The sequence below is a fragment of the Gemmiger formicilis genome (assembly GCF_016901605.1).
GTDB lineage: Bacteria > Bacillota > Clostridia > Oscillospirales > Ruminococcaceae > Gemmiger > Gemmiger formicilis_B.
In genome coordinates this window covers 1-17,104 of sequence record NZ_JACJKP010000043.1, presented here as the reverse complement: position 1 = coordinate 17,104, position 17,104 = coordinate 1, and the positions used below count along the sequence as shown (strand labels likewise).

Here is a 17,104-nt window from a genome sequence, read left to right as displayed (position 1 = left end):
AAAGGAATTGATGGCGCAAAATGAGATGAACGGTCTGATGTTCAAGATGGAGGATGACCCTCGCATTACCAAAGTGGGGAAGTTCATCCGCCGCACCAGCATCGACGAATTGCCCCAGTTCTTTGATGTGCTTATGGGTAAAATGTCGTTGGTGGGCACCCGCCCCCCCACGGTGGATGAGTATAAACAGTACGAGAGCCACCATAAACGCCGCCTGAGCATGAAGCCCGGCATTACGGGCCTGTGGCAGATCAGCGGCCGCAGCGATATTGACAACTTTGAAGAAGTAGTCAAGCTGGACGTGAAGTATATTGACCATTGGTCTTTGTGGGGCGATGTAAAAATCCTGCTCAAGACTGTAGTAGTGGTTTTTGCCGGCCGCGGCGCAAAATAATCATGAGAAAGAAACTCCCTGCTGTGGATAGAATATATCCGCAGCAGGGAGTTTTTTATGTCAAAAGTTCGGGTTCCAGGTGGGCATGTCGGGGAACACATCGTAAGCGCTGAACAGCACGTCGTTGTAGGTCATTTCAAAGTGGCAGTGGTTCCCGTAGGAATTGCCGGTATTGCCTACATATCCGATAACCTGCCCCTGGGTGACGGTATCGCCCAGTTGTACCGCAAAGCTGGACATATGGGCATACAGGGTTTTGTATCCGTTTCCATGGTCGATCTGCACATAGTTACCCCAGCTGTAATGCATATTGACCACCGCCACTACCGTGCCGGAGTCCGATGCATAGATAGGGGTGCCGTAGGGAGCCGCAATGTCCACCCCCCGATGAAATCCGGAACCGGGATTCAGGTTGGCCCAGCGGGAGATGGACTTGTACCCCGGTACCGGCCAGATAAAGGTACCTGTGCCCAGCTTGCCGATCATACCGCTCTGAAGCCGGGTGCCCCGGCGGATGATTTCCGGTGTGGGGGACTGCAGCACCTGTACGTCCACTACCTGGTCGTCCGTCAATTCGCCGTTGATGTAGATCAGTCGGTGCGTAATAGCCTCCTGGCCGGGAATGCCTTCCTGAACCGTTTCGCTTTTGCCAAAGTCCAGTTCACTGTCCTCCTGGATTTCGGTATCGTAGGGAATTTCCTGCTGTTCGGTCACATCCTGGCTGACCTGAACCTGCAGGTCGGCGCCGTCATTGGCTTGCAGAGAAGTCAATACATCGGTATAGGAGACAACCGAATCGGTCAGGTAGATGCCGTCCACCAGGCGCAGGCCGTGAACAAAGCTGACCTGTTTGGTTGAGTCAGCGGGATCATCCCAGGGCTGCTTGCAGGCGTTCAGATATTGCCGCAGATGATCGCCCTCGGTGGTTACAAAGCGGAGTTCATCATCCACGTAAACGGCTGTGCCCTCGGTGATCTCGCTGCCGCTGACACGGAGTATCTCGTTGGCAATTTCGCTCTCAGTCATGGTTTCCTCGCTGATGGCCAGGGTATATCCCGGTTCCAGATCCCAATCCGGCGTGGTTTCGCCGGAGGCCGCCAGCAGTTCCCGGGCAGAATTTACGCGGGCTAGTACATCGGAACGGGCACTGTCGAACACTTCCTCGCTGGCAACATAGCCGACGGTTTGTCCGTTCACTTCCACCCGCAGTGCAAAGGGAAGGGAGAGTCCCGCATGTACCAAAAACAGAAGCCCGGCGAGCGCGGCGGCAGGAAGCAAATAGCCGGATAAGAGGCGCCACGGGGAACGCAGCGCCACCCCGAAATCCAGTATGGCCTGCACCGGCGGGCGCAGTGCCAGCAGAACAAGGCGGCCCAAAGCATGGCGCAGCCAATGGGCCAGAAGGCGCAGGCGGCGAAACAGGCACACGAAAGTGTATTCTACCGAAAAACCAACGGCATACAGAAAATCCCCGAATGGCCCTTGCAAAAATGACGATAATGGCATGGATGCTGCTCCTTTCCGGGCATGGATCAGTGGGGAACGTAACTCAGCGGATCGGTGCGGCTGCCATTGACCCGCAATTCCAAATGCAGGTGATAGCCGCCGTTCACACCGTATACGTTGCCGGTATTGCCCACATAACCAATTATCTGCCCTTTTTCTACGGTTTGCCCCTGGCTGACAGCAATGCTGCTCATGTGGGCATACAGGCTGTCGTAGCGGTTGCCGTCACTGGCGGTACCGTGGCTGATCTGCACACAGTTGCCGTAACTGTTGACAGGTCCGGCAGCACTGATGATTCCGGCGGCGATGGCATAGATGGGGGTCCCGTTGGCGGCAGCAAAGTCGGTGCCCCGGTGCGGGATGCCCCAGGGGTCGGCCTCCCCGTAGCGGGTGGTTATGCTGCTGTAACTGTTCAATGGGCAGCAAAAATCCAGACTTGTAAGCACAAGGTCCTCGGTGGTGTAGTGATCGCTTTGGGCGCGTACGTAGGCATCTAGAGCCGCGGTTGCTTCCTCGTAGGCCTTTTTGGCGGCTTCCGTTGTAATGGCCTGGGCCTGTGCGGCGGCTTCTTGTTCATTCAGTGATTCGTTGGCTTGCTGCAAGGCGGACTGCAGTTGCCCCTGGGTGTTGTTCAACTCGGTTTGCTGTGCGTCAAGGGACGTTTTGGCATCCGCAGCCTGTCGGGCGGCTTCCTCTGCGGTTAATTTGGCCTGTTCCAGTGCATCTGCTTCGGTGCGCAGTTCCTGCAGAATCTTTTCGTTGCCGGCGCCAAGCTGCTGCAGGGTCTGGGTAAACGTAAGCAGTTGGTACAAATTTTTGACCTGAGCCAAAAGACCGATGGTGCCGCCGCCGTCCAGCAACTGCATGGCACGCAGCTGTTCTCTGCAGCGTTCCCGGCAGGCATCGTATTCGGTTTGCTTCTGTGCCAAAGCATCGGCAGCCTGTGAAGCGGCATTTTCGCATTCCAGCAAGCGGCGGTCGGCTTCCTGCAGGGCATCCAAAACGTTCTCCAGCTGGCCTGCGATTTCGGCTGCCTGACCTTCCAAAGACTGAATCTGAGATTCGGTCTGCGTTTGCTGATTCTGGATTTCCTCCAGAGCGTTCTGGGCATTTTCATACGCCTGTTGTGCCTGGTTTTGCTGTTCGGTCAGGGTTTGCTTGCGGTCATCCGCCAGGACCGGCAGCGAAAAAAGAGTACAAAAAATAAACCCCGCCGCCAGAATGGCTGAAACGGCGGGGAAGAAAACATATTTACGCATAAAGGCGAACCTCTGTTGATGAACCGATGGGTCTACAGCAATAGACTCCTTTGACAATAAGTCTATCACGGTAGACCAAATCTGTCAAGAAGTCCGCCGGTTCTGCAACAAAAAGAAAGCGCCCTCCCAGGTGGAGAGCGCTTTCTTGCTCGCTATGCGGCTGTCAACGACCGCCGCATGGTCTTATGGATCAGAAGTCTACCTCAGTGTCATAGTAGCAGCACTTCAGCAGTTTTTCCATTTCTTCCTGCGAAGGCTGGCGCGGGTTGGACCCTGTGCAGGCATCGCCGATGGCATTTTTGGCGATTTCGGGCAGACGTGCCAGGAAAACATCCTCGGGAACGAAGCCCTTCTCACAGGGGTAGGAGTCGGGGCCGTACTGGCCGATGCAGTGCGGAATGTTCAAGTCGTCGTTCATGCCGCGCAGATAGGCAATCAGCAGGGCAACCTTCTCGTCATCGTTGCCGCCGCCCAGATGCATCTTGTCGGCAATCACACCGTAGCGCTTCTTGGCGGTGGGGTCTTTGGCGTTGAAGGCAATAACCTTGGGAAGGTACATGGCGTTGGCTGCGCCGTGAATGATGTGCGCGCCGTAATCCGCAAAAGCGGCACCGGTCTTGTGTGCCATGCTGTGAACGATACCCAACAATGCGTTGGAGAACGCCATACCGGCCAGGCACTGGGCGTTGTGCATCGCATCACGCTTGGCCATATCGCCGTTGTAGCTGCCGACCAGATCTGCCTGGATCATCTCGATGGCGTGGAGCGCCAGCGGGTCGGTAAAGTCGCAGTTGGCCGTGGAAACATACGCCTCAATGGCATGGGTCATAGCGTCCATACCGGTGTGGGCAACCAGTTTCTTGGGCATGGTGTGGGCCAGTTCGGGGTCCACAATGGCGACGTCGGGGGTGATCTCAAAGTCCGCAATGGGATATTTGATGCCCTTGTCGTAATCGGTGATGATGGAGAAAGCCGTTACCTCGGTTGCAGTGCCGGAGGTAGAGGAAATGGCGCAGAAATGCGCTTTGCGGCGCAACGGCGGAATGCCGAAGACCTTGCACATATCCTCAAAGGTGATGTCGGGGTACTCGTACTTGATCCACATCGCCTTGGCCGCGTCAATGGGGGAACCGCCGCCGATGGCAACGATCCAGTCAGGCTGGAATTCCTGCATGGCAGCAGCGCCCTTCATGACCGTTTCCACGGACGGGTCGGGTTCGATGCCCTCAAACAGGGCAACTTCCATACCGGCTTCCTTTAAGTAAGCCTCTGCACGGTCCAGGAATCCAAAACGCTTCATAGAACCGCCGCCGACACAGATCATGGCGCGCTTGCCGGGAAGGGTTTTCAGCGCTTCCAGCGCGTTGGGGCCGTGATACAGGTCGCGGGGTAAAGTAAATCTTGCCATGGGAATTACCTCCTTAGGAAATTGACAAGAAATTGTCAATGTGATTGTTTTTAGTATACTGCCTGACGGCGTAACCGTCAATCGGCGATAAGGAGAATTTCCACCTTCAATTTCGGCATTTTGACGGAAGGGCGGGCATAGGGTGAAACAACGGCGAAAGAACGCACGTTGGTAAAAAATGAAAGGGGGCTTGTTCATGCGGCATCTGTCGCCCCGGCAAAATCGGCTGATGAAACGTCGGGCCCGTGTGCTGGCAGTTCTTTTGGCGGTGGTCTGTTTTGGCGGGCTGCTGGTGCGGTTGTTTATTCTGCAACTGCTGGACCCCGGCGGTTACGCGGCCCGCGCTGCGGACCAGCAGCTGCGCGGTGCAACGCTGCCTGCGGCACGGGGCGAGATTCTTTCCGCAGATGGAACGCTGCTGGCAGCCAGCGAAACCTGTTGGACCATCCGGGCCGCTCCGCGGGAACTGGCCGATGAACTGGTGGAGCCTGCAGCCCGGGCGTTGAGCGAGATTCTGGAGATCGACTATGAAGAAACACTGGAAAAGTTCAGTCGGCGAACCTCCAACGATTGCCTGCTGCGCCGCCGTGTGGACCGGGAAATGGCGGATACGGTGCGGGACTGGTGCCAGGAAAACGGGGCACAGGGCATTCAGATCCGGCAGGACACCAAACGGGTCTATCCGCAGGGGGATTTTATGGGGGGAATCCTGGGATTTACCGATGTGGACAATGCGGGCCTGTGGGGGCTGGAACTACAGTACAATGAAGAACTGACCGGCAGCAACGGCGAAATTCTGACAGCCAAAAATGCCTGGGGCTATGATATGCCCACCCATTACCAGACGCTGGTGGAAGCTGTGCCGGGCAATACTCTTACGCTGACCATCGATGCCAATATCCAGCATTGGCTGGAAAGTGCCATGGATGCCGCCGTACGGGAACATAATGTGGCCCAGCGCGGAGTGGGCATTGTGATGGACGTACAGACCGGTGCCATTCTGGCCATGACCAGCCAACCGGATTATGACCCCAACACACCGCGGGAAATCATCAACGAGGAAGTCCGGGAACAGGTCAACGCACTGACGGGCGAAGCGCGCAGCGCTGCTTTGCAGCAGGCGCAGCAGACCCAGTGGCGCAACAAGGCCATCAGCGATCTGTATGAACCGGGCAGTGTATTTAAGCTGATCACGGCGGCCGCCGCACTGGATAGCGGTGTGTGCACGCCGGAAGATACTTTTGTCTGTGCCGGTAAAATCAATGTGGCGGGAACCTGGTTCCGCTGTGCCAATGGTCATATCCATGGCGTGGAAACCTTTGCCCAGGGTTTGGCAGCCAGCTGTAACCCCTGCTTTATCCAGATCGGTGCCCGGCTGGGCAAGGAAAATTTCTGCGACTATTTCCAGGCTTTTGGTCTTCGGGAAGCTACCGGGATCGACCTGCCCGGCGAGATCAAACGCAGCGAATATTATACCGCCGACCGGATGGGTCCGGTGGAGCTGGCCAGCTGTTCCTTCGGGCAGAGCAGTAAGGTCAGCTATCTGCAAATGCTCACAGCCGTATGTGCTGTGGTCAACGGTGGAAATCTGATGCAGCCTTACGTGGTGCAGCGCATCACTGCCCCGGACGGTACGGTGTTGCAGCAGACGGAACCAACGGTGAAGCGCCGGGTCATCGGTGAGGAAACCAGTGCCATCATGTGCAAGTTGATGGAGGGGGTGGTAACGGACGGTACCGGTACCCATGCTGCGGTGAATGGGTATTTCGTAGGCGGCAAAAGTGGCACCAGTCAGAAGCTGGACAGCGAAAACGAAGGGGCACGCATCAGCAGTTTTGTGGCGGTTGCTCCCATTGACGAGCCGCGGCTGGCAGTGTTGGTCTGTCTGGATGAACCTCACAGCTGGACCACCAGCGGCGGTACGCTCTCCGGGCCGGTTTGCGCCGAGGTGCTTCAAAAGGCGCTGCCTTATCTGGGCATCGAACCCGAAAATGAGGTGCTAACGGAACAGGAGTCGTAAAAGAATGGTGAAATTTTTGCGTTTTTGTCAATGTTAAAAAAATGTATGGGAAATTTGAGAGAAAATCTGTTATAATGTATGCATATCATTGTACAGTAAGTGCAGGAGACGGATAATATGGCCAACGCAAAAGCCGGGCATCAGCCTTTTGTTGTGTTTGATAATGTGTGTAAATATTACCAGATGGGCTACACGCGCATTGCGGCGTCAGACCATGTGAGCTTTACTATAGAAAAGGGGGAGTTCTGCGTCATTCTGGGGCCTTCCGGCGCAGGAAAAACCACCGTCCTGAATATGCTGGGCGGTATGGACACCTGTGATGAAGGTACGATTTTGCTGGACGGAGAGAAGGTCAGCAGTTTCAGCCAGAAACGGCTGACCACCTACCGCCGGTATGATGTGGGCTTTGTGTTCCAGTTCTACAATCTTGTGCAGAACCTTACTGCACGGGAAAACGTGGAACTGGCGGCGGAAATCTGCCGTGACCCGCTTGACGCAGATACCGTCCTGGAGGAAGTGGGACTGGCGGACCGCCGGAATAACTTCCCGGCACAGCTGTCCGGCGGTGAGCAGCAGCGTGTTTCCATTGCACGGGCGCTTGCCAAAAATCCCAAGATCTTGCTTTGTGACGAGCCGACCGGTGCGCTGGACTACAAAACCGGTAAGCAGGTGCTGGCTCTTTTACAGGATACCTGCCGCCAAAAAGGCCGCACGGTGATCGTAATTACACATAACAGTGCATTGGCGGCTATGGCGGATCGGGTGATTCGCATCAACAGCGGCTGTGTGATCGAAGAAACCATCAATGCAAATCCCACCCCGGTGGAAAGGATCGAATGGTAACATGACGCGCAGCTATCGTAAAAATATAGTACGTACCTTCAAAAGCGCGCGCAGCCGTTTTGCAGCCATTTTTTCCATCGTGGCATTGGGGGTCGGCTTTCTGGCAGGTCTGAATGCAACGCCCATCGATATGGAAGAGTCGATGGAAAAGTACATGGACGATGGAAACTTCTATGATTTGCGGATCGTTTCCACCATGGGCCTGACCGATGAGGATGTTTCCGCCCTGGAACAGGTGGACGGCGTGGCGCAGGTACAGCCGGGCTATTCTGCCGACCTTTTGGTGGAAGCCGGTGAGGATGTGGTAGTATCCCGGCTGCTCAGCGTGCCGCCGGAGGACGAGGATGCCATCAATAAACTTACACTGGTGGAAGGGCGCCTGCCGGAAACTTCCGGTGAGTGTGTGGTGGAAGCCGGTGCTACCCTTGGCGGCGGCGCATACCCGGTGGGCACCAAACTGACGGTCAACAGCAGCGATAACGAAGACCTGGATACTAAACTGGCCTGCACCGAATACACGGTAGTGGGCGTAGTACATAACACCAACTATTTCAGCTTCGAACGGGAACCTGCCAGTGTGGGCAACGGTACCGTGGAACTGGTTATGTATCTGCTGCCGCAGGATTTTGCCTACGACACGTACACCGAAATCTACGTCACGGCGGACGGGGCTCTTGCCCAGAACAGCATGGCGGACGAGTACGAGGCCACGGTGGAAGCCGTGCAGACCAAGGTGGAGGAAATCCAGGACGAACGCTGTCAGGCCCGCTATGACGAGATCCGTTCCGAGGCGCAGGAAGAAATCGACGATGCCTGGGCGGAATATTATGACGCTGAGGAAGAAGCAAACCGGGAATTGGCGGATGCGGCACAGGAACTGGCCGATGGACGCCAGGAACTGGCCGACGGTGAGCAGGAATACCTGGACGGCGAGCAGGAATATGCCGACGGTCTGCAGGAACTGACCGACAACGAAGCAAAAGTCAACGACGGTGCGGTGCAGCTGGCCGACGGCATCCAGGAATTGCTGGACAGTCAGGCCAAGGTGGAAGAAGGAGAAGCCGAACTGGCAGCCAATGAACCGCAGCTGGCCGAAGCGCGGCGTAAACTGGAAAGCGGACAGGCCGATTATGAGGCTGGCCTGCAGCAATATAACGATGCGCTGGCCCAGCTGGAAGAGGGCGAACAGCAGCTGGCGGATGGCAAAGTACAGCTGGACGCCGCAGAACAGCAGTATACCGAAGGCGTGGAGGAACTGGTTGTTCAGATCAACAGTATGCTCCAGAGCAGTACGGAAGAAACCGCTGTAGGCCTGACGCCGGAACAGATGGCAGGGCTTTTGACGCCCAGCACGCCGGAAACGGCGGCAGCGCAGGCGGAGGGCGCTGCTGCGGTGTACGGGCAAAGTACGGCCGAGTCGGCATCCCGGGGCCTGACAATCGAGCAGATTCTGTCGCTGTTACAGACAAACACACCGGATACATCCGGCGTGACCCTGACCACAGAGGATGTGGAAGGGTTTGTTGCCTGGATGATTGAAAACGAGTACCCCAACCCAACCAGCTATGATGAACTGCTGGACCGTGCCGAAGCCTATATGCGGGAATGCTACGGGGAAGAGGCGGGACCGTTCCCGCTGACTTCCACGGCACGCACCGTCCAGGAACAGGCAGGGAAGATGCTCTACGCCTTGCAGATGCTGCCGGGGGACCCCACGCAGCAACAGCTGGAACTGGCAGCGCAGCTTACCGCCATCTGTGAAGCGGACCGGGCTGACATGCAGTCTGTGCTGCAATCGTCACAGGAATGGTTGGCGGCCCAGGAAGAACAGGAAACCATGACCAGGCTGTTTGGTATGATGGTACCGGTATGGCTGCAGTATCTGCTGGCGGAACAGGCGCAGACCGAACCGCTGGTCACGGGATTTGCCACCATGGTGGATGGACGCCGTACCCTGGACGCCAGCTGGCAGGCATATTATGAAAACGCCCAGAAACTGGCGGATGGCCGCAAACAGCTGGAAGATAGTACCGCTTTGCTGGACGATGCAAAACGGCAGCTGGATGACGGCTGGGCACAGTACAATGCCGGTCTGGCGGAATACGAAGCCGGAAAACGGGAGCTGGAATCGGCACGCAACCAGATCACGGACGGCTGGGCAACGCTGACCGACAAGCAGCTGGAACTGGATGATGCCCGGCGGCAGATCAACGATGCCAAAGCTGAACTGGCTGATGCCCGGGCAGAGTTGGATGACGCCCGGCGTACCATTGAAGAAAATACCCAGAAACTGCGGGATGGCGAGATCGAATATGAGGACGCCAAGGCGGAAGCAGAGCAAGAACTGGCCGATGCCCGGGCAGAAATTGAAGATGCCCAAAAAGAAGTGGATGATATCGAATTCCCCGAGTGGTATGTCTGGGATCGAAGCAACAATGTCAGTTATGCTTCTTTTACCGGCAACGTGGATAAGCTGACCGCCATTACCACCATTTTCCCGGTGTTCTTCTTCCTGGTGGCGGCGCTGGTGGTTTCCACCACCATGACCCGCATGGTGGAGGAGGAGCGCCTGCAGATCGGCACCCTCAAAGCCCTGGGATATACCCGCGGCGAGATTATGCGCAAGTACCTGTGGTACGCATTTGCGGCGGCCGTGCTGGGCACGGTGGTAGGTCTGGCGGTAGGATTCAAGGCATTCCCCAGCATCATCTGGTCTGCCTACGAGATGATGTACTATATGCCCAAGATCTATACCCCGTGGCGTGCACTGCAGGCAGTCTTTGCCGGCGGTACGCTGACGGTGCTTTCGGTGGGGATTACTGCGTTGGCTTGCCGCGCCTCTCTGGCGGAAGTCCCGGCGGCGCTTATGCTGCCCCGTGCCCCCAAGGCAGGCAAAAGAATCTTGTTGGAACGCATCACGCCGCTGTGGCGTCGCTTCCCCTTTACCTGGAAAGTGGCCTGCCGGAACCTGCTGCGCTACAAAAAGCGCTTCTGGATGACTGTGATTGGCGTGGCAGGATGTATGTCGCTGCTGGTGGCCGGTTTCGGCATCTCGGATTCTCTGAACGCTATTATCACCAAACAGTACGGCGATATTTCCCACTACGATCTGGTGACGGCCGTTACGAAGGAAGAGGCGGTAGAACAGGGACCGGTTTACGACTATTTGTTCGGTGATGATGCTTTTACAGCGTCGATGACGGTTTCCATGCAGGCAACCCGTCAGGATGGCCTCGAAGGGGAAATGGACGTTTACCTGATGGTGCCGGAGGACGTGAACCAATTCGCGGACTTTGCCGATCTTCATGAACGTGTTGGCCGCAAACCTACGCCTTTGGGCGAAGACGGTGTGGTCCTGACGGAAAAACTGGCCAAGACGCTGGGCGTGGAAGCTGGCGACACCATCACCCTGAAAAACGGCGATGATATAACCGGAACCTTCACGGTCAGCGGCGTGTGCGAGCACTATGTAAGCAACTATGTGTACATGAGTGCTTCCACCTATGCCGAAGGCTTTGGCGAGGAAGTGACCTACAATGCCGTGCTCAGTAAGTTGACGGACGACAGCCAGGAAGCCCGGGATGCTATCTCTACGGTATTGCTGGATATGGACAATGTAGCCAGCCTTACCTTTACGGAAGACAGCGTGGCCCAGGTGCTCAATATGCTCAACTCCATCGATGCGGTGGTAGTGCTCATCATTGTATGTGCGGCGTGTTTGGCCTTTGTGGTGCTGTACAATCTGTCCAACATCAACATTGCGGAACGCGTTAAAGAAATTGCTACGATAAAGGTGCTCGGCTTCTATGACCGTGAGGTGTACGCCTATGTCAACCGCGAAAGCGTTGCCTTGACTCTGATCGGAACGCTGTTCGGTATTTTTGGCGGTATTGCATTGCATCGCTTTATCATCGTGACGGTGGAAGTGGATGCGGTTATGTTCGGACGGGATATCCAGCCGCTGAGCTTTGTGTACGCCATTGCGCTGACGCTGCTGTTCAGTACGCTGGTCAACCTGGTTATGAACCGTGTGCTGAAGAAAATTTCCATGGTGGAGAGCATGAAGGCGCCCGAATAACCAGGCAGAAACAAGGCAGTTTATACGATTATTTTTCTTCCGGCCCCCGGAAAACGGGGGCCGGAATTCTTTTTTGCAACAAAGAAAAAATAGGATGAATTTTTTATGTTTTTTTATATTGACAATTTGTCATGCCGTGCTATACTAGTAAAGTACGCAAATGAACTGTTAGTATATGAACAATTCGAAGCCTAACAAAAAAGAGGCCGGAGGCAGGTGAGAATCACGAAAACAAAACAGTCTGACTGCGGACCCAGATGCTGTCGTGAGGACCATTTTGGGGCGCTGGTCAGCCAAACTTCCCGAGTGGTTCGCCGGGCGATGGATGCGCGGGTTGCAGCCGATGTGACCCCGGAACTTACCGGGGTGCGAGGCATGCTGCTGGGCGAGATCGTGCGGGCCAATAAGGAAAACCGTGATGTCTATCAGCGGGATGTGGAACAATGGATGCAGCTGCGGCGGTCCAGTGTGACAGCCATTCTGCAGGCGATGGAACAGGACGGATTCATTACGCGCTGTTCGGTAGAAAAGGACGCACGGCTGAAACGGCTGGCAGCAACCCCCAAAGGGGTGGCTTACCATGAGCGCATTCGTGCCAGCATTGACAATTTCGAGCGGGCGCTGCAGTACGGTATTGCACCGGAACAACAGGCCGTAGCACGCAGTGTGCTGGAGCGGGTCCTGGCCAATGCACAGTCCATTGCGGGCGAACAATGAGCCTTGTCAAGGCGGCGGAGGATGCCGCTGTCGGGAAAAAGGACAGTATGTAAAGTAGAAAGGAGAAATCAATCTTGTTGAAAACACTTGGACGGGAGACCAAGGGCTTCCGCCTGGTCTCGATCCTTACGCCGATTTGCATGATCGGCGAGGTAATCATGGAAATGATTATCCCCAAGCTGATGGCAACCATCGTGGATGACGGCGTTACTGCCGGTAACATGGATGTCATCTACTCGGTAGGTGCCAAGATGCTGGTGGCAGCCCTGATCGGTCTGTTGGTCGGCATCCTGGGGGCCATGTTCGGCTCCCATGCCGCAACCGGTTTTGCGCGCAATCTGCGCCGCGGCATGTTCCGCAATATCCAGACCTTCAGCTTTGCCAACATCGACAAATACTCTACGGCAGGTCTGGTCACCCGTATGACCACCGACGTGACCAACATCCAGAACGCCTATCAGATGCTGCTGCGCATGGCCATCCGTGCGCCGGCCAGCATGATCGTGGCGCTGGTCATGTCCTTTACCATCAACGCCGAGCTGGCCAGCGTCTACCTGGTTGCGGTCATTCTGCTGGGCTGTGCCCTGATGTTCATTATGACCCGCGCTACCAGATACTTCACCGGCGCATTCCGCAAGTACGATGACCTGAACGAAAGCGTGCAGGAAAACGTATCTGCCATTCGCGTCGTCAAGGCTTATGTGCGGGAAAAGTTTGAGGGTGAAAAATTCCGCAAAGCCAGCGAAAATGTGCGCCAGCTGCTGATGCGCGCAGAACTGATCCTTTCCTGGAACGCCCCTTTGATGACGCTGTCTGTGTACAGCTGCATTCTGATCATCTCCTGGTTGGGTGCCCGCCTCATTGTGCTTTCCGGTGCTACCAGCTTTACCACCGGTGACCTGATGAGCATGCTGAGCTACTGCATGAACATCCTCATGAGCCTGATGATGCTCTCCATGGTGTTTGTTATGATCACCATGTCCGCCGCTTCTGCCAAGCGTGTGGCGGAAGTTCTGGACGAAAAATCCGACCTGGCCAACGGTGAGAATCCCGTTATGGAAGTCAAGGACGGTTCCGTCAAGTTCAACAACGTCAGCTTCGCCTATAAAAAGGATGGCGAGAAGGCCCTGGAGAACATCAACCTGGACATCAAGTCCGGCGAAACCATCGGCATCATCGGCGGAACCGGTTCTGCCAAATCCAGCCTGGTGCAGCTGCTGCCCCGTCTGTATGATGTGACCGAGGGCAGCGTGGAAGTCGGCGGTGTGGATGTGCGCAAGTATGATCTGGAAACCCTGCGCAACAGCGTGGCCATGGTGCTGCAGAAGAACGAACTGTTCAGCGGCACCATTGCCGAGAACCTGCGCTGGGGTAACCCCAACGCCACCGATGCCGAAATTGAGGATGCCTGCAAACAGGCCTGCGCCGATGAGTTTATCGAGCGCTTCCCCGATCGGTATGAAACCTACATTGAACAGGGCGGCAGCAACGTTTCCGGCGGCCAGAAACAGCGTCTGTGCATTGCCCGTGCTCTGCTGAAGAAGCCCAAGATCCTGATCCTGGACGACTCCACTTCTGCGGTGGATACGGCCACCGATGCCAAGATCCGCCACAGCTTTGCCGAGAAGATCCCCGGCACGACGGTCTTTATCATTGCCCAGCGTGTTTCCAGCGTGGAAAATGCCGATCATGTGCTGGTGCTGGATAACGGCCACATCAGCGGCTATGATACGCCGGAAAATCTGCTTAAGACCAACGCAATCTACCAGGAAGTGTACAACAGCCAGACCAAAGGTTCCGGCGACTTTGATGAGAAAGGGGGCGAGGCGTAATGGCACAGCAGCCTAAAGTAGTCAATGTTGGCCCCGGCCGCGGTCGCGGTCCGCGCCCCAAGGTGGAAAACCCGGGAAAGATCCTCAAGCGCATTCTGGCGTATGTCATGCACCTCTATAAGATTCCGGTTCTCATTGTACTGTGCTGCATCTTTATCAGCGTTTTTGCACAGGTGCAAGGTACCTTGTTCATGCAGACGCTGATCGACGGTTATATCACCCCCATGCTGCTGGAAAAGAGCAACGATTTCAGCGGCCTCATCAGTGCCATCACCCGAGTGGCTTTGTTCTATGCAGTGGGCATTGCAGCTATCTTCCTGCAGAACCGCCTGATGGCCCGTATTACCCAGGGCACTTTGAAGAGCCTGCGTGATGAGATGTTTACCCACATGCAGACGTTGCCCATCAAGTATTTCGATACCCACGCCCATGGCGACATCATGTCGGTCTACACCAACGATACCGACACTCTGCGCCAGATGATCAGCCAGAGCCTTCCCCAGCTGGTCAACACCTGCATCACGGTGGTCAGCGTGTTGATCTCCATGCTGGTACTCAGCCCGGCACTGACTGTTGTGGCACTGTTCATGGTAGGTGTCATGCTGCTCTGCACCAAGTTCCTCACCGGCCGTTCCGGTAAGTTCTTCGTCAAGCAGCAGCGCGAACTGGGCCGCGTAAACGGTTACATCGAAGAGATGATGAACGGCCAGAAGGTGGTCAAAGTCTTCTGCCATGAGGAAGCCGCCATCGAACGTTTCGATGAACTTAACGACGAACTGTTCCATAGCGCCGACAAGGCCAACGCATTCTCTCTGGTGGCAATGCCTGTCAATGGTCAGTTGGGCAACCTGAGCTATGTGCTCTGCGCCATCATCGGCGGCGCTTTGGCTATCCATTCTTTTGGCGGTCTGACGCTGGGCAAGCTGGCCAGCTTCCTGGTTCTGACCCGGAACTTCAACCAGCCCATCACTCAGATTTCCATGCAGCTGAACTCGGTGGTCATGGCATTGGCCGGCGGCCAGCGTATCTTTGCGTTGCTGGATGAAAAGTCCGAAACCAACGAGGGTGACATCACTCTGGTCCACGCTAAGTACCTGCCGGACAACACGGTTACCGAGACCGACCAGGCTACTGGTACCTGGGCCTGGAAGAAGACCGATGCCAACGGCGAAAGCACTTATACCGAACTGAAGGGCGACATCGTCTTCAAGGATGTGGACTTCGGTTATGATCCGGGCAAGATCGTGCTGCACGACATCAATCTGTATGGCCGTCCCGGCCAGAAGATCGCTTTTGTCGGTTCCACCGGTGCCGGCAAAACCACCATCACCAACCTGATCAACCGTTTCTACGATATCCAGAAGGGCCAGATTCTGTACGATGGCCACGACATCAAGTCCATTGAAAAGAACGCGCTGCGTTCCTCCCTGGGTATCGTGCTGCAGGATACCCACCTGTTTACCGGCACCGTTATGGATAACATCCGGTACGGTCGCCTCACTGCCACCGATGAAGAGTGTATTGCAGCAGCCCGCCTGGCCAATGCCGACGGCTTCATCAAGCACCTGCCCGATGGCTACAACACCATGCTGACCGGTGACGGCACCAACCTCAGCCAGGGCCAGCGCCAGCTGTTGGCCATTGCCCGTGCGGCGGTTGCCGATCCTCCGGTGCTGATCCTGGACGAGGCGACTTCCTCCATTGATACCCGCACCGAAAAGCTGGTGCAGGATGGCATGGACGGCCTGATGTACGGTCGTACCACCTTTGTCATCGCGCACCGCCTGTCTACGGTCCGCAACTCTGACTGCATTATGGTTCTGGAACAGGGCCGTATCATCGAGCGCGGCACCCACGACGAACTGATTGCCCAGAAGGGTCGGTACTATCGACTGTACACCGGCAATTTTGCGGAAAACTCGTAAAAGAACGGTAAAAAATCCGTCCGAATCAATCAAAAATGCCGGGATGGCTTTGTGCCATTCCGGTTTTTTTGTGCAAAATGCCGCAACAGCGACAAAAAGTTGACGAACTGGAAAAAAGTGGTTATAATAGAGAACGTAGCCACGCACAATTGCGGTGGAACAGAATGCGGCTCGAGGGAAATAAAATGTGGCCGCTCAACGTATTAGGAGGAATTCCAATATGGCACCCAAAAAGAAAGTTGCCCAGACCGTACTTACCGACGGTAAGTTCTATACCATCAGCGCTGCCAACGGCAAGGTTGTGGAGGTTGCTGATTATAACATCGATAACGGCGCCAAGATTCAGCTGTGGGACAATGTCAACGCTGAATGGCAGCAGTGGAATTTTGTGGCCGCCGGCGACGGCGTCTACCGTATCCAGAACCGTTTTACCGGCAAGATGCTGGACCTGGATTGCGGCGGCGTAAGCGACGGCACCCGCGTTCACCAGTGGGAGGGCGCTCCGGCGTCCAGCCAGCTGTGGGTCGTGGAGCCTTCCAACGATGGCCGCGTCAAGATCAAGTCCAACCTGGCCGGCAAATTGCTGGACGTTGTCGGCATGAACACCGACAACGGTGCTGCGCTGCAGATCTGGCGCGATGAGAACGGCACCACCCAGTACTGGACCATCAACGAAGTGACCCGCAAGCCCAAGGCCAGCGCCAAGGCCACTGCCGCCAAGGCAAAGGCTGAACTGACCGCTGCGGCCGAGAACATGGCTGATGTGGCCGCCGACGCCGCCGAGGAAGTCGTCAAGGCCGTCAAGAAAGCCACCCGCAAGCCCGCCGCCAAGAAAGCCGCCAAGGCGGTCAACGAGACGGTGCAGGCTGTGGCCGACGCTGCCGATGAAGCTGTCAAGGCTGCCAAGCCCGTGGTAGAAGAAGCCGTCAAGGCTGTCAGCGAGGCTGTGAAGCCCGCCGCCAAGAAGCCGGCTGCCAAAAAGACTGCTGCGTCTGCCACCAAGAAAGCGCCTGCTGCCAAGACCACCAAGAAAGCCGGCAAGTAAGCGGCTTTCCCCTTACCCCTTTGCGATTTTTGTGTTGGAACGAGTGATCCCCGTGCCTTTTGCGGCACGGGGATTTT

The 17,104-nt window shown here is 56.0% G+C and carries 11 protein-coding genes; 8 read left to right on the top strand and 3 right to left on the bottom strand.

The window, feature by feature from the left end:
- On the top strand, positions 1-394 hold a 394-nt coding region (locus H6B10_RS05175; RefSeq protein WP_204650438.1), incomplete at its 5' end, for a sugar transferase.
- Between the two features lie 60 nt (positions 395-454).
- On the opposite strand, the gene H6B10_RS05170 is transcribed toward H6B10_RS05175, so the two are convergent.
- From H6B10_RS05170 to H6B10_RS05160, 3 genes are all read right to left on the bottom strand, one after another.
- On the bottom strand, positions 455-1,900 hold the full coding sequence (locus tag H6B10_RS05170) for a peptidoglycan DD-metalloendopeptidase family protein (protein ID WP_204650437.1): 1,446 nt from the start codon (positions 1,898-1,900) through the stop codon (positions 455-457).
- 26 nt (positions 1,901-1,926) lie between these two features.
- Complete coding sequence (locus tag H6B10_RS05165) at positions 1,927-3,159, bottom strand: murein hydrolase activator EnvC family protein (RefSeq protein ID WP_204650436.1); 1,233 nt, start codon at positions 3,157-3,159, stop codon at positions 1,927-1,929.
- 190 nt (positions 3,160-3,349) lie between these two features.
- Positions 3,350-4,567, bottom strand: coding sequence for an iron-containing alcohol dehydrogenase (locus tag H6B10_RS05160; protein WP_204650435.1), 1,218 nt, complete (start codon positions 4,565-4,567; stop codon positions 3,350-3,352).
- A gap of 196 nt (positions 4,568-4,763) precedes the next feature.
- Between H6B10_RS05160 and H6B10_RS05155 the strand changes: the two genes are divergently transcribed.
- From H6B10_RS05155 to H6B10_RS05125, 7 genes are all read left to right on the top strand, one after another.
- The gene (locus tag H6B10_RS05155; protein ID WP_204650434.1) at positions 4,764-6,587 is read left to right on the top strand and encodes a peptidoglycan D,D-transpeptidase FtsI family protein; all 1,824 of its coding nucleotides are present in this window, start codon (positions 4,764-4,766) and stop codon (positions 6,585-6,587) included.
- Between the two features lie 117 nt (positions 6,588-6,704).
- Positions 6,705-7,430: an ABC transporter ATP-binding protein gene (locus tag H6B10_RS05150; protein WP_204650433.1), complete on the top strand. Its 726-nt coding sequence runs from the start codon at positions 6,705-6,707 to the stop codon at positions 7,428-7,430.
- A 1-nt stretch (position 7,431) separates the two neighbouring features.
- Positions 7,432-11,508, top strand: coding sequence for an FtsX-like permease family protein (locus H6B10_RS05145; protein WP_204650431.1), 4,077 nt, complete (start codon positions 7,432-7,434; stop codon positions 11,506-11,508).
- 216 nt (positions 11,509-11,724) lie between these two features.
- Positions 11,725-12,225 carry a MarR family transcriptional regulator gene (locus tag H6B10_RS17965; RefSeq protein ID WP_204650429.1) on the top strand — a complete coding sequence of 167 codons (501 nt, stop codon included), beginning with the start codon at positions 11,725-11,727 and terminating at the stop codon, positions 12,223-12,225.
- Positions 12,226-12,299: 74 nt separating this feature from the next.
- Positions 12,300-14,057, top strand: a complete 1,758-nt coding sequence (locus tag H6B10_RS05135) for an ABC transporter ATP-binding protein (RefSeq protein WP_204650427.1) — start codon at positions 12,300-12,302, stop codon at positions 14,055-14,057.
- Positions 14,057-15,982: an ABC transporter ATP-binding protein gene (locus H6B10_RS05130; RefSeq protein WP_204650425.1), complete on the top strand. Its 1,926-nt coding sequence runs from the start codon at positions 14,057-14,059 to the stop codon at positions 15,980-15,982. The genes H6B10_RS05135 and H6B10_RS05130 overlap by 1 nt, the downstream gene beginning before the upstream one ends.
- A 220-nt stretch (positions 15,983-16,202) precedes the next feature.
- Entirely contained in the window at positions 16,203-17,027 is an 825-nt protein-coding gene (locus tag H6B10_RS05125; RefSeq protein ID WP_204650423.1) for an RICIN domain-containing protein, read from the top strand.
- Positions 17,028-17,104: the final 77 nt, after the last annotated feature.